General features: G+C 56.0%; 9 protein-coding genes. 7 read left to right on the top strand and 2 right to left on the bottom strand.

Annotated elements, in window-relative coordinates; genetic code table 11:
* Nucleotides 1-66: 66 nt before the first annotated feature.
* Entirely contained in the window at nucleotides 67-993 is a 927-nt protein-coding gene (locus ACI5FR_RS13285) for a CAP domain-containing protein (RefSeq protein ID WP_405455004.1), read from the bottom strand.
* Nucleotides 994-1,192: 199 nt separating this feature from the next.
* Here ACI5FR_RS13285 and ACI5FR_RS13290 point away from each other — a divergent pair, with 199 nt between their 5' ends.
* Together ACI5FR_RS13290 and ACI5FR_RS13295 are read left to right on the top strand one after the other, a co-directional pair.
* A complete protein-coding gene (locus ACI5FR_RS13290) occupies nucleotides 1,193-1,696 on the top strand; it encodes a DinB family protein (protein WP_405455005.1) in 504 nt (167 codons plus the stop codon).
* A gap of 79 nt (nucleotides 1,697-1,775) precedes the next feature.
* Nucleotides 1,776-2,651, top strand: a complete 876-nt coding sequence (locus tag ACI5FR_RS13295) for a radical SAM/SPASM domain-containing protein (protein ID WP_405455006.1) — start codon at nucleotides 1,776-1,778, stop codon at nucleotides 2,649-2,651.
* Between the two features lie 244 nt (nucleotides 2,652-2,895).
* On the opposite strand, the gene acsA is transcribed toward ACI5FR_RS13295, so the two are convergent.
* Nucleotides 2,896-4,623: an acetate--CoA ligase gene (gene acsA / locus ACI5FR_RS13300; protein ID WP_405455007.1), complete on the bottom strand. Its 1,728-nt coding sequence runs from the start codon at nucleotides 4,621-4,623 to the stop codon at nucleotides 2,896-2,898.
* A gap of 228 nt (nucleotides 4,624-4,851) precedes the next feature.
* Between acsA and ACI5FR_RS13305 the strand changes: the two genes are divergently transcribed.
* The 5 genes from ACI5FR_RS13305 (at nucleotide 4,852) to ACI5FR_RS13325 (ending at nucleotide 14,603) form a co-directional block, all read left to right on the top strand.
* On the top strand, nucleotides 4,852-5,637 hold the full coding sequence (locus tag ACI5FR_RS13305) for a DeoR/GlpR family DNA-binding transcription regulator (RefSeq protein ID WP_405455008.1): 786 nt from the start codon (nucleotides 4,852-4,854) through the stop codon (nucleotides 5,635-5,637).
* A 45-nt stretch (nucleotides 5,638-5,682) separates the two neighbouring features.
* The gene (locus tag ACI5FR_RS13310) at nucleotides 5,683-6,669 is read left to right on the top strand and encodes an ROK family protein (RefSeq protein WP_405455009.1); all 987 of its coding nucleotides are present in this window, start codon (nucleotides 5,683-5,685) and stop codon (nucleotides 6,667-6,669) included.
* Between the two features lie 677 nt (nucleotides 6,670-7,346).
* Nucleotides 7,347-8,549 carry a DegT/DnrJ/EryC1/StrS family aminotransferase gene (locus tag ACI5FR_RS13315; RefSeq protein ID WP_405455010.1) on the top strand — a complete coding sequence of 401 codons (1,203 nt, stop codon included), beginning with the start codon at nucleotides 7,347-7,349 and terminating at the stop codon, nucleotides 8,547-8,549.
* 95 nt (nucleotides 8,550-8,644) lie between these two features.
* A complete protein-coding gene (locus tag ACI5FR_RS13320; protein ID WP_405455011.1) occupies nucleotides 8,645-10,129 on the top strand; it encodes an extracellular solute-binding protein in 1,485 nt (494 codons plus the stop codon).
* 178 nt (nucleotides 10,130-10,307) lie between these two features.
* Nucleotides 10,308-14,603 (top strand): cadherin domain-containing protein, encoded by a 4,296-nt coding sequence (locus tag ACI5FR_RS13325; protein WP_405455012.1) that lies wholly within the window; start codon nucleotides 10,308-10,310, stop codon nucleotides 14,601-14,603.
* The last annotated feature ends 56 nt before the right edge of the window (nucleotides 14,604-14,659 follow it).

Below are 14,659 nucleotides of genomic sequence, written 5' to 3' on the forward strand. Positions count from 1 at the left end.
CGGTCAACGCACCAAGGACCTCTGAGGGGATCGCCCTTCAGAGGTCTTTCTTTTTGTTCGTGCGGCTTACCCCGTAAATTCCTGGACCCATTCCCCGTTGTAAAAGGCAATGCCGATCTTCGTGTAGCTGGTATTGAGAATGTTGGCCCGGTGCCCGGGGCTGTTCATCCAATCATTCATGACTTGCTGAGGGCTTGTCTGCCCTTTGGCGATATTCTCCCCAGCGGAACGGAACGATATTCCGAACTTCTTCATCATATCAAACGGCGACCCGTACGTCGGGGAATTGTGGTCGAAATAATTGTTGTTGTACATGTCTTCGGCCTTCGCCTTGGCTACACGGCTGAGGGCGGCGTCCATGGCGAGTGCGCCCATGCCGGCCTTCGCACGCTCGGAGTTGACCAATTGCAGCACCTGCTGCTCAAAGTCACCCGTCGAGGTTCGATCGGACGCAGGCGGACTGGCCGTAGGAGCCGGCGTCGCAACCGGTGTAGTCGGCGTAGTCGGTCTCGCTGGTGTAGTGGGCGCCGTCCCGCCTGGATAATTCCCGCCGATCGGGGTGGTGAATCCTGGATACGGAACGCCCGGGATCGCCGGGTAGCCCGGTACCCCCGGAGCGGTCGGCACGTTCGTGCCCGGAGCCGGAGCTATTGGCGTCGTGCCAGGTGTCCCTGGAGCCGTCGGCATGTTCGGCGATGCCCCACCTCCGGGGATCAAGCCCTGCAATGGATTCCCTGTGCCCGGCATCCAAGGCATGGCGCCCGTCGTGTCCAGCTTCTTGATGGTTCCGGTATCCGAAAGAGCGATCGAGGATGCCCGAGGCTTGTCATCGATATGCGGAGCCGGAGTCGACAGGATGTGCGGGCCCGGACTCGACATGACGTGCGGACTTGGGCTCGGACCGGGGACCGCCCGTTTTGCGGGCTTGTTGTAATTGAGCATCACCATCGTACCGATAACGAAGGCGGCTGCGATTGCGAAAAATCTTTTCATGTTCTCCCCCTCTGGGTTCATGTGGAATGGGAATCGAAAGCATAAGGTGCACAAGAAGTAGCTTTCCCATCCAGCTCTGCCCCCATGAGTGGTCGCAAATGACAAGTTTGAACTTGACTGACAGCCGTTGTCATGGGACCTCTGCTATGCTGATTGTATCCCCGCGTAGGGAACCAAACTGTATCGGAGGAATGAACCTATGTCCCATTACGCGATCCAAATGTACGATTTCAATTGCTGGGCCACTCAGACGTTGATCAACCGCTTGAAGGAGCTTTCGGACTCCGTGTACCGGCAGCCGCTTACCAGCGTATTCCCATCCGTATCCCATGCGCTTGCCCACATTTATATGGTGGAATGGACCTGGTTCCGGATTATTGAGGGACAAACGATGCAAGAAGCGATGGCTGCGGCAAGAGCTATGCAGGCGGAATTGGAGTCTATGTCATTGGAAGAGCTGGAGGAGAAGTTCCACCGCCTGTTCCAAGTCTTCAAAGCGCGGCTTGAGGAGCTGCCTGATCTGGAGGCGACTGTCACCCTGGATAATCCGTATACCAGAATACGTGAAACGAAGCTCGCGGAGATGGTGCTGCAGGTGGTCAATCATTCGACGTATCATCGCGGGAATATTACCGCCATGCTGCGCCAGATGGAGCTGCCTTCCGTCATGACGGAATATGCGCTCTATTGGTACTCGGCTTAATGGCCGTCCCGGCGCCAGTCTGGTATAATACGAGGAGGTAAGCTCCCCAGGGAGCCTGGCAGGAAGGATTGAACCGCACTTGAGAACGTTCAAAAAAGTCTACATCGAAATTACAAGCGTATGCAACTTGGCTTGCACCTTCTGTCCGCCTACGGAGCGGAAGGCCACCTTCATCAAGCCGGACGATTTCGCGCATGTCCTGGATGAGATCAAGCCGCATACGAACCATATTTATTTGCATGTGAAAGGGGAGCCGCTGCTTCATCCGCGGATTGACGAGCTGCTCGACATCAGCCACGACAAAGGGTTCAAAGTCAACATCACGACGAACGGAACCCTTATCCACAAAGCCGGGCCCAAAATTCTCGGCAAGCCCGCTTTGCGGCAAATGAATTTCTCGCTGCACAGCTTCGACGGCCATATCGGTTCGGAAAATCGGGAAGGGTACCTGGCGAATATTTTCGCTTTCGTTCGGGAGGCTTCGGTGTATAACGTGCTTTTCTCCTTCCGGTTGTGGAACTTGGCTCCGAATAATGCCACGAACGCCGAAAAACAGCGCAATCGGGAGACGCTCGCGCTGCTGGAGAAGGAATTCGGTCTCGATTATCGGATCGAGGAGAAGGTGCTGCCGGGTCATGGGGTTAAAATCGCGGAACATGTGTACTTGAACCAAGACATCGAGTTCCAATGGCCCAGCCTGCAGGCGCCGGAGGACGACGGCAAGGGCTTCTGTCACGCTCTGCGCAGCCATGCGGCCGTTCTCTCGGACGGAACCGTCGTTCCCTGCTGCCTCGATGGGGAAGGTGTCATCAAGCTCGGCAACGTGCACGAGACCCCGTTCTCGGTCATCGTAGAGGGCGAACGTGCGACCCGGCTCGTCGAAGGCTTCTCGCGGCGCGAGGCGGTGGAGGAGATGTGCCGGCGGTGCGGGTACCGCCAGCGGTTCGGGGCTTGAGCGTTACCTCGCTTCCCGCCAAAAGACCCGGAGTTGCTTGTAGTTTCACTCTTATAGCCACTATCCCTTCTGCTCAGGATCGTCTGAGCGCCTGCCGAGTGGCAATCGTTTAGGCAGTAACGTCGTTCTGAGCGAAAGGGATAATGGAATAAAGGAGCGAATCCTGAATCACTTAGGACCTTCATAAAAAAAAGGCGTAAATCCATTTAATGGGAATACGCCTTTTTTTTGTGCGAATATGGAATTAATCTTCAATCGTCGACAGGTCGCCGGTCGGCAGGCCGAGCTCCCAGGCCTTCAGCACGCGGCGCATGATCTTGCCGCTGCGCGTCTTCGGCAGCTTATCCTTGAACTCGATCTCGCGCGGCGAGGCATGGGCGGACAGCCCTTCCTTGACGAACTTCGCGATGTCGGCCTTCAACTCGTCGGACGGCTGGAACCCTTCGCGCAGCGAGATGAACGCCTTGATCACTTCTCCGCGCAGCGGGTCCGGCTTGCCGATGACGCCGGCTTCGGCGACGGCCGGATGCTCGACGAGCTTGCTCTCGACCTCGAACGGCCCTACGCGCTCGCCGGACGTGTTGATTACGTCGTCGACGCGGCCCTGGAACCAGAAGTAGCCGTCCTCGTCCATGTAGGCCGAGTCGCCGGACACGTACCAGCCGGTCAAGCGGAAGTACTCCGCGTACTTCGAAGGGTTGTTCCAGATCTTGCGCATCATCGACGGCCATGGCGTCTTGATCGCCAGGTTGCCCATCCGGTACGGCGGCAGCACGTTGCCTTCGTCGTCGACGATGGCGGCTTCCACGCCCGGGATCGGACGGCCCATGGAGCCCGGCTTGATCGCCATCGCCGGGTAGTTGCAGATGAGCTGGCCGCCGGTCTCGGTCATCCACCATGTATCGTGGATACGTTGGTTGTACACCTTCATCCCCCAGCGGACGACTTCCGGATTGAGCGGCTCGCCGACGCTGAGCACGTGGCGCACCTTGGACAAGTCATACTGCTTCACGACGTCGTCGCCCGCGCCCATCAGCATGCGGAATGCGGTCGGCGCGCTGTACCAGACCGTGACGCCATAACGCTGCAGCGTGTTGTACCAGTCCTGCGGGCTGAAGCGTCCGCCGCGGATGACGTTCGTCGCACCGTTCAGCCATGGGGCGAAGATTCCGTACGACGTCCCCGTGACCCAGCCCGGGTCGGCCGTACACCAGTACACGTCGTCCTCCTGCAGGTCCAGGACGATACGGCCGGTGTAATAGTGCTGGATCATGGCGTTCTGGGCGTGGAACACGCCCTTCGGCTTGCCGGTGGAACCGGAGGTGTAATGCAGGATGAGGCCGTCCTCGCGGTCCAGCCACTCGATGTCGAGCTGGTCGGAAGCGCCGGCCATCTCTTTATGGTAGTCCACTTGGCCCGCGACGGACGTGTCGATATCCGAGCCGACGAGGATCACATGCTTCAAGTGCGGGAGCTGGCTCACCGGGACGCGCGACAATTGCGAAGGCGTCGTGATGATCGCGACCGCTTCGCTGTCCTCCAGACGGTCGCGGACGGCGGTTTCCATGAACGCTTCGAACAAGGGGCCTACGATCGCGCCTACCTTGAGCGAGCCGAGCAGAGCGAAGTACAGCTCCGGCGTACGCGGCATGAAGATGAATATCCGGTCGCCCTTGCCTACGCCGATCTTGCGCAGCACGTTGCCGAACTTGTTCGAATTCGCTTTCATATCGGCGAACGTATACTTCTCGTCGCGGGACGCGTCGCTGTAGTAGAGCGCCACCTTGTTCGCCCGGCTCGATTCGGCGTGACGGTCGATCGCCTCATAAGCCATGTTCACCTTGCCCGTCGTGTACCAGCTGAACTGCTTTTCCACTTCGGTCCAATCAAAGGAAGCGCGCGCGTCCTCGTAGTTTTTTAAATTCGGATTGGCAGCGCTTGCCGGGATGATATCGTTTTGTTGTTCCAACATGAATAAAGCCCTCCCTACATTAGTCTATACTCCGGTTTGTCTCCACTTGTCTTTATCCTGTTATTAAGCAACCCCATTATTGTAACATAGGATGATAGCGTTTTGAATTTCTATAACATGTCCATTATTCTATTTGAGCGATACGATCACAATTGTGATTGAAAGGATCAATCCTTTTTCATATACTGAAGAGAGCAGGATTGCAAGCGCAGGATGGAGGAACGGAAGATGGGCGCACAATTGCCGTCCAAAGGCGATCAACGCCGGGAGCAAATCGTGGCGATGCTGAAGCAGAACGGGAGAGTGACGGTCCAGGAGCTGGTGGACAAGCTGCATTGCTCGGAAGCGACGGCGCGGCGCGATCTGGACGTGCTGGAGAAGACGGAATCGATCATTCGCACGATCGGCGGAGCGATCTACGACGGGCACCATCCGGCTCGGGAGGTGTCGTTCCAGGAGAAGACGACGATCTCGTGGCTCGAAAAGGAACGTATCGCCCTGAAGGCGGCTTCGCTCATCGTGGAAGGCGATGTGATCGGTCTCTCCGGCGGAACGACGACGTACCATATTGCGCGGGCGATCAAGAACCGCAAAGGGATAACGGTCGTGACGAACGCGATCAACATCGCGATGGAGCTGGCGGACAGCGACGATATCCAGGTGGTGGTGGCGGGCGGCGTGCTGCGCCATAAGAGCTTCGAGCTGTGCGGGCCTCTTGCCGAGCAAGTGATCTCGAGCTTGAATATCGGCAAAATGTTCCTTGGCATTGACGGAGTCGCGGCCGGGAAAGGGATGACCACGTATTCCGAGTCGGAAGCTCAAATCGCTAAAATGCTGATCAAGCGCGCGGACCAGACATTCGCGGTATTCGATCGGACGAAGGTCGGCCGGGTTTCGCTCTTCTCGATTGCGCCTCTGTCAGCCGCTCACGCCTGTATCACGGATGCGCCGCTCCATGCGGAATTTCAACAAGAGCTGGATCGTCTCCACATTCGCGTCCATGTAGCGGACTGAAGCTTCATTACTTATACAACCATTGTCATGGAGAGGGGCCGGAAAATGAGTTATGTCGTCGGGGTCGATATCGGCGGGACGAATATTGTATGCGGGCTGCTGAATGAAGAGCTGGAGCTGCTTCGCAAGGTCAAGAAGCCTACGGGAGCCGCGAATGGCTCCGATTACGTGTTATCGCATATTACCGCGATGATCGATGAGCTGCTCCAGGCGGAGGGCGCAGGTCGCGAGCAATTGACCGCCGTCGGAATGGGCAATCCCGGTATCGTGGATCCGGTGCGGGGCGTGGCGATCTTCGCGGGGAACTTGAAGTGGCATAACGTGCCGGTCACCGAACACCTAAGCGGGCTTCTGGGCGGCATTCCGGTATACATCGACAACGATGTGAAGATGTACATCTACGGCGAAGCGGTACGCGGTGCGGGGCGAGGCTATGCCCACGTCATGGGCATCACGCTCGGCACCGGCATCGCGGCGGCGATGATCAACAATGGCCGCCAATATTATGGAGGCGGCTTCCAGGCCGGCGAGATCGGCCATATCGTGATGGAGGGCGAGAGCGCCCCTTGCGGCTGCGGGCTGCACGGCTGCCTGGAGACGATCGCGTCGGCGACGGGCATGGCACGGATCGCCCGCGAACATCTCGAGGCCGACCGGGCCAGCCTGCTCGGCGAGTGGTTCCCCGACGCCGAGCAGCGGGCGGCCCTCACGGCCGCCGATATCTCCCGCGCGTATGACGCGGGGGACGAGTTGGCCGTCGAAGTGATGAACTTCGTCGGCTACATGCTGGCGAAGGGGCTCAGCTACGCGATTCCGCTGTGGAGCCCCGATGTGATCGTTATTGGCGGAGGGGCCGCCAATGCCGGCGAGCGCTTGCTCGCGCCGCTGCGCCGCGGGCTGCACGGGATCGTCCATCCGATGTATCTGGATCGGATGGACATCCGTCTGGCGGAGATGAACGACGACGCCGGCGTCATCGGCAGTGCGGCATTCGCACAGGCGCGGGCGAACGGCCAGCTCGTGCTGGCGTAAGGCGCTTGTGCCGGGGCTCGATGGGGTATTGGGTGGCGGAGTAGAGTAGAACAGTTCTGCTCCGCTCCGCTTTTGCTTTGCTGCCGACTGCATTTCAGCCTCGCTTTCGCGACCTATAACACGATATTTCCGACTTATCCCGCTATCGGCCCCGCTTTCCGGCCCGTAACATTTCCGACTTATTCCCGCTTATTGGAGCTCCCAAAGTAACTTTTTTAAACTACAGCTCTGCCTCACGACTTTGCCGCACTCCAAAGTAACTTTTTTACTCTACAACTCTGCCGCTTGACTTTTGCCGCGCTCCAAAGTAACTTTTTTACTCTAGAGCTCTGCCGATTGACTCTATTGGCCCTTCTTCCCGACCCGTAACTCGATATTTAACGGATTTCGCCCGTTTGTAAGGCAAACCTACGTTAATAGAAACAGTGCACTTAACTATTAACGAAGGTTAGGTTAACAATACAACTCATTTCGGCACAAACAGGTCAAAACTTGGTAGGCGACTAGGCTTATTTGTAAGTTTTGCCTTACAAGATGGGAGGCAAGAAGGCAATCCGCTGTTCGGACTCATCAGGATGCCAACGCCCGCTGCAGCAACTAGGGGTAGCCAAATCCCACGCACACCAATTATAATACAAGTATGATACCATTATACTTTTTAATAGGAGCGTGCAGCTATGACCACCTTACAAAAACTTGCGATTGACGGCGGGACTCCCGTACGGACGAAACCATTCCCGGAGTGGCCGATTCATAATGAAGTGGAGGAGCAGTTGATTCTGGAGGTCGTACGTTCGGGCAAATGGGGCGGCACCGGCCGGATTATGCTGCCTCGGATCGAAGAGCAGTTCGCGGCGGCCCATGACGCCAAGTACGCCGTATCCATCGTCAACGGGACCGTTGCGATTACAATTGCCCTTCAAGCGGCTGGGGTCCAACCCGGCGACGAAGTGATCATGCCGCCCTATACGTTCATCGCGACCGCAAGCTCGGCGCTGCTCTTCGGTGCCATTCCCGTGTTCGTCGACGTCGAGGCCGATACGCTGCTCCTCGATCCCGACAAAGTCGAAGCGGCGATCACGCCGAAGACCAAAGCGATTATTGCCGTCCATATCGGCGGAGCCCCGGCGAACTTGACCCGCTTGAAAGCGATAGCGGCTAAGCATAACCTGCGCCTCATCGAGGATTCCGCTCAAGCAGTCGGCGCCCAATGGAACGGGACGGGCGTAGGCGCGCAAGGCGATTTCGGCACATTCAGCTTCCAATCAAGCAAAAATATCAACTCCGGCGAGGGCGGGATGATCCTCACGAACGACGAGCGGTTGGCCGATATGGCTTGGTCGCTCACGAACGTAGGTCGGATCCGCAATGGCGGCTGGTATCAGCACGAGCACATCGGCTGGAATCTGCGCATGACCGAGTTCCAGGCGGCGATTCTCATCGGCCAGATGACGCGGCTGGTAGAGCAGATGGCGGCGCGTGAAAGGAACGGCAAACGGTTGACCGAGCTGCTCAGCCAGATCGAGGGCATTCAGGTGCTGCGCCGAGATCCCGGCATTACCCGTCATGCGTATCATTTGTACATGTTCAAATTGGATCCCGTCTGGGCGGACCGTATCGATAAGAATGAGGTTATTCAAAGGCTGGTGGCAGAAGGCATTCCGGCGGCGCCCGGCTACGTCTCTCTCAATACGAACAAAGCGGTGCTGAGCGAAACGAAGAAATGGACCGGCGAAGATCGCTTCTATAGCTGCCCGATCAGCGAACGGGCGTGCGAGAAGGAGGTGCTGTGGCTCCATCAGAACATGCTGCTGGGGGATGCAACTGACATCGACGATATTGCGGAAGCCGTCAGCAAAGTGATGCGTTCCTATCGCTAACCGCATTTGTAATATTCTGGAGGCTATCTATTTTACAAAACCGCTCTGTGTAAGGTAAGATAGAGGGTAATAAACATGTATTGGAGCGGACTATTTTGTTAAAAAGAAGGAATTTGTTCCAGGAGCGGTACGACAGCTTTTTGAAGGAGCTTAAGAACGAGATCTTGAGCGGCAGCCTGAAACCGGGCGAGTTCATCTTGCCGGAGAATACGCTTAGCGAGAAGTACAAGATCAGTCGCGTGTCCGTGCGGAAGGTGCTCGCGCAGCTGGTGGAGGAAGGGCTGATCGAGAAAATCGCCGGCAAAGGCAACCGGGTCAAGCCTCCTGAGGAAGAGATTCCCCGGCAGACGATCACGCTCACTTGGTTCTCGGGCTCGTACGAGACCGACATCGTGCGGATGATTATAGATCGATATGAGAAGGCTCACCCGTATGTGAGAGTGGAGCTCGTGATCCTGCCTGCGGAGCAGTATGTGCACCACGTGACGCAAATGATGGAGGAGGGCAAAGGGCCCGATCTGTTGTTTGTGTCCGACGCACATATGCGCGACTTCGTCTATCTGGACAAGCTGCATCTGATCGAGCCGTACACGCCTAAGACGCTCGACCCGCTCCAAGACAGTTATCCGATCCTGTTCGACACGTTCACGCCGGAGGACCAGTTGTTGGCGGTTCCCGTTCATTTCTCGCCCGTGGTTATATGCTACAACAAGGAAGCGCTAGAACGAGCCGGGGTATCGGAACAAGACGTGAATACGATGGGCTCTTGGGACGATCTGCTGCGGATTGCCAAGCAATGTACGGAGGAAGCACGGGAAGACGGCGTGATGGAGCAGTATGGCTTTTGCTTCTCTTCCTCGACGAACCGGTGGCCGGCGTTTATTATGCAGAATGGCGGACGCTTCGTATCGGAGGGGGGCAGGAAGGGCGAGTTCGCCGATCCCCGCAATTGGGAGACGCTGCAGTTCTGCCTCGACTTGATGTACAAGCATCATGTGTCTCCGATCTATTCCCATGGCAGCAGCTTCCTGGCCGAGACGTTGTTCAAGAAAGGCCGCGTGGCGATGATTATGTCCACGTATTATTTCATGAACGAATTCCGGGGCTCGGATTCGCATGTGCTCTGGGACGTTGCCCCGCTGCCGGGTCGTACCGAGCAGGGAACGCTGCTCGTCTGCGGCGCGCTTGCGATCAACAAACATGGGGACAAGACGAAAGTCGCGGAGAGCTTCGTGGAGTTCATGATCGGCTCCGAGGCGCAGTCGCTGCTGAAGCGGCATGGCTGTACGATCCCCGTCCGGCGTACGATCGCGGAGAATGACGGGCTGCTCGATCCGGTGATTCATCCGGCGAACTACAATGCGTTCAAGGCGATGATCCCGTTCACGCAGTCGCTCCAAGGGCTCGGGATAACCGCTGAGCAGCTGTACGTGCTGAATACGGAGCTGCATGAGCTCTGGGCGAACATGGAGACGCCGGAGTCGGCGTGCAAGCGGGTGAACGTGCTGCTCGAGCAGGCATATGTGCAATCGAAGGCAGCCGCGAAACCGACCGGGCAACAGACGTCGGTGAATGGATAATCAAATAGACAGTGTTCGCTTCTAGGCTGTGTTACGGTGCAAAACCGTGGCACAGCCTTTTTGGTATCGGTGTCGATACGTGTCGATATTTGTCAGGTTTGTAAGAAATTTTTCAGTTTCGCTTGTTATACTCATAGGAGATTAGGTCTTTATTACTGCTTCTAGTGGAGGATGATGAGTGTTGCGTAGGAATTATTACGTTTTTTTCAAAAAGGTGGCCTTGCTTTTCTTGTTGGCGGCCGTAGGAATGGGGGGCGTGATTGGGTTGAGCCCGGGGCTCGTGCAGGCGGCCCCAGATGCTACTTTGGCTTCGCTCTCGTTTAAGGATGCGAATGGAGGCAACCTAGATCTAGCGAACAGCCAAACCTTTTATCCCGGCGTTATCAGTTATGATCTACTGTATTACGATGACACGCCGTTTATACGGCTGAATGCAGCTGCGACGTATGCGTCGTATTCGGTGAGAGTCAAATTCGATGACCAAGTGGTGGCAACGGCGACATCCGCGGCGGATAATGTAAGGGTGGATATTCCGCCCTACAGTCACCATAAGCTCATCAAAGTTGAAGTATTGAACAGCTCTAACACGGTACTCAATACATACAGCATTAAGCTCTGGCTCTCGATGAGGGGGGCGGGAACGGAAGCAAATCCTTACCAAATCGTGACGGCGGATCAACTATCGCGCATAAACGGGACAACGGATGTCGGGGTTTTCCAATACAATGGTTTCGCTTGGTTCAAGCTCATGAACGACATCGATATGACGGGGTATTTGAACTCTTCCATCGGAAACGACAATAATCAAGGTTGGAAGCCGTTCAATTTTTACGGGAAATTTGACGGGAACAATAAGACGATACGGGGACTGTGGATCAATCGTTCCTTAGTCCCAAGCAGACCGTCAGATAACACTTACAACGGATTGTTCGGTATAGTGGGTGGCGCCACGATCAAGAATCTGAATATTGAGCTGGCGCCGAGAGGGATCACAGGCATTTCGTATGTCGGGGGGCTGGCGGGATCGACCGACGGTGGTACGATCACCAATATCTCCGTAACAGGCAATGTGTATCTGGATGCATCAAATTCGTCTACTCCACAGGTTGGAGGAGTCATTGGCGTCAGCAATGGAACTGCTTTAAACAAATTAACTTTTATTGGGAACGTGCAAGGGAAGCAGAACACAGGAGGATTAATCGGAAGTCTTACGATGTCTAGTGAATCGCTGACAAATAGTAATGCGGAAGGTAACGTAGCCGGGACTAACGACGTAGGTGGAGCGATTGGCGTGCTGAACTCCGGAACGGTTATGAATGTTTGCGCTGCGGTCAATGTGACTGGATCGATCAATATAGGTGGATTGATAGGTCATGTGAATAATAGCAATAACTTGTCCAAAGTGTGCGCGACAGGATCGGTTACCTACACATCAAGTCCGACTACTGCAGTCGGAGGACTGGCGGGTTACGTCAATTCGGCCACGATCTCAGAAGCCTATTCGACCGGTTCCGTGAACGGAATCAGCCAAGTGGGAGGCTTGTTAGGGTATTTGGTCTCCGGTTCTCTAACCGACAGCTACTCGACGGGGAGTGTGACTGGTTTCGCCTCGACCACTATCGGCGGACTGATCGGGCAGGTTCCTTCCAGTAGTCCTCCTGTGATCATAAGAAATACTTTTGCTGCCGGTGCCGTGTCCGGAACTTCAAATGGCGGTTTAAGCGGAAGTGCATTGTTCGCGGAGTGGATAAACTCCTATTGGGATACTGAGACGACTGGTCAGAATGATAGCACAGGAATAGGTGGAATTTATTTCGGCTTTAAGACTGCTAAGATGAAGGAGCAAGTCACCTACACAGATTGGGACTTCACCACGGTATGGGTGATGCACCCGAACAGCTATCCAAAGCTACGCTGGGCGATTCCGAACACACCGCCTTCGAACCCTTCACTCCTCGGCAGCACAGTGGTGGAAAATCAGCCGACAGGTACTAAGGTAGGCACATTAAACGCGGTCGATCCGGACGACAATGAAACGTTCACCTATACCTTGGTGAGCGGTTCTGGGGACGAAGACAATGGGAAGTTCACCATCGACGGGGCGCTGCTGAAGACGGCCGAAGCTTTTGATTTCGAGACGAAGGCATCATACTCCGTTCGGATCCAAGTAGCCGATTCAAAGGGAGCCACGGCGGCTCAAGCGTTAACAATAACGGTAACGGATGTGAATGAAGCCCCAACCGCCTTGATTTTGACTGGAGACACGGTGAGTGAGAACGCGGCGGTCGGTACGGTAGTAGGAACGCTTTCCGGGACGGATCCGGATGCGGGCGCGATGCTGACTTACCAGCTGGTGCCCGGTACGGGAGATACTCATAACGCCAGCTTCTCGTTGAACGGCAACGCCCTTGTCACCAACGGAATATTCAACTATGAAGTGAAAAACGAGTACAACATCCGCGCGAGCGTAAGCGATTCGGTGTATGCCAAAGAACAAACGTTCACCATCTTTGTTAGGGATTTGCTGGAGTCGCCGAACGAACTGATGCTGTCCCAGTCCAAAGTGCCGGAGAATTCGCCAAACGGCACGATCGTGGGCACATTCGACTCGTCCGTCCCGAATGCGAACAGCACGAACATCTACACACTAGATCCGGGCGTGGGAGATGCCGATAACGGCAGCTTCACAATCAGCGGCAATCAGCTGTTAACGAATTGGCCATTCGATTACGAGAGCAAAGACGTATACAGCATCCGGGTGACCGTCGCGGATTCCGTCTACAGAGCGGTATATTCGTATTCAAAATCGTTCACGATCACGGTCCTGAATTTAAACGAACCGACAACCAATCTCTTGCTTTCTAAGGACACTATCGCTGAGAACCTTCCAGCCGGCACCGCGGTAGGCACGCTGAGCGCGGTAGATCCAGATCAGGGTGAGACGTATCAATATCAGCTCGTCGCCGGAGACGGCAGCGAGGACAATGGCAGCTTCACAATTGACGGGGCAGTTCTACGTACCGGTGGCGCATTCGACTTCGAAGCTAAGGGTGAATACCGAATTCGAATCGCCGTTACGGATGCGGTGTATGAGGCCAACCGTTACGAGAAGTCGTTTGTAATCCGTGTATCCGACGTGAACGAGCAGGTTGAACCTGACAACACCCCGGATCCGGCAACCCCACAAAGTCCGCCGACAGCTCCGCCTGCACAGAAGCCGGAAGTAGAGGTGATCGTGAACGGCGACCGGGAGAACCAATTGGCTCAGGCAGCCGTGGACAGCAAGGATGGTCAAACGACGATTACGGTGTCGCTCCTCCCGGATAAGCTCGCGGATCGCTTAGCTCAAGAGGGAGAACGCTCGGTGATCACGATCCCGGTTACGACAGGTGCCGATAAGGTCGTAGGCGAGCTGAACGGCCAGACGGTCAAACTGATGGAGGGCAAGCAAGCCACACTCGTCATTGAGACTGGAGCAGCCAGCTACGTGCTGCCGGCTGCGCAGATCAGCATCGATACCGTATCCGCGAAGCTGGGTCGGGAAGTGTCGCTGTCCGATATCACGGTCCAGGTACAAATCGCAACGGGGGGCCAGGCCCAGACGGAACAACTGCAGTTGACTGCAAACCAGCAATCGTTCGTCGCGGTTACAGATCCGCTGAATTTCACCATTCAGGCGTCGTATAACGGACAGACGGTGGACATCGACAAGTTCCAATCTTATGTCGAGAGGGAAATCGCGCTTCCTGAAGGGGTGGACCCGAACAAAATCACGACCGGCATTATCCTGCAACCGGACGGTACGGTCACACATGTGCCTACCTTCATCTCCGCCAGAGACGGACGTTATTATGCGAGAATCAACAGCTTGACGAACAGCGCTTACTCGGTCATCTGGAATCCGCAATCGTTCCCTGATGCGGCAGGTCACTGGGCACAAGCACAAATCAACAATATGGCCTCGCGGAAAATCGTCAATGGAACCGACGCGGTTCACTTTGATCCGGATCGCTCCATTACGCGGGCCGAATTGGCTTCGATTCTCGTTCGGGCTCTCGGGCTGGCCGAGAACGGGGGAACCGCATCCTTCTCGGATGTGAAGAAGACCGACTGGTATTACGGAGCGGTAGCCCAAGCTCGCGAATACGGCATCGTGCAAGGCTACGAGGACGGAACTTTCCGTCCGGAGCAGATGGTGACCCGCGAGCAGGCGATGACGATGCTGAACAAGGCAATGAGTCTCGCCGGGCTCACGGCTGATGTCGCCGATCCGGACCGCAGCCTGCAGGCATTCGCGGATCGCGATCAAGTATCCGCATGGGCAAAGCCAAGTGTCGCCGCCGCGGTTCAGGCCGGATTAGTGAGCGGACGGACGTCGGGGCTCGCTCCGAAGGAGACGATTACCCGTGCGGAGACGGCAATGCTCGTGTACCAGCTGTTAGTAAAGGCAAAGTTAATTAACGAACTTAGATAAATCGAGCCATCACCAAAAGCGCCCCCAGATCTGTGATCTGCGGGGCGCTTTTTGCC

Origin of the sequence: Paenibacillus sp. HJGM_3, assembly GCF_045062745.1 — a bacterium.
Taxonomy (GTDB): domain Bacteria; phylum Bacillota; class Bacilli; order Paenibacillales; family NBRC-103111; genus Paenibacillus_AA.

Excerpts from the sequence above, each read along its gene's own strand:
- ACI5FR_RS13305 (WP_405455008.1), top strand. The coding sequence starts at position 4,852 with ATGGGCGCACAATTGCCGTCCAAAGGCGATCAACGCCGGGAGCAAATC.
- ACI5FR_RS13290 (WP_405455005.1), top strand. The coding sequence starts at position 1,193 with ATGTCCCATTACGCGATCCAAATGTACGATTTCAATTGCTGGGCCACT.
- ACI5FR_RS13315 (WP_405455010.1), top strand. The coding sequence starts at position 7,347 with ATGACCACCTTACAAAAACTTGCGATTGACGGCGGGACTCCCGTACGG.
- ACI5FR_RS13310 (WP_405455009.1), top strand. The coding sequence starts at position 5,683 with ATGAGTTATGTCGTCGGGGTCGATATCGGCGGGACGAATATTGTATGC.
- ACI5FR_RS13285 (WP_405455004.1), bottom strand. The coding sequence starts at position 993 with ATGAAAAGATTTTTCGCAATCGCAGCCGCCTTCGTTATCGGTACGATG.
- acsA (WP_405455007.1), bottom strand. The coding sequence starts at position 4,623 with ATGTTGGAACAACAAAACGATATCATCCCGGCAAGCGCTGCCAATCCG.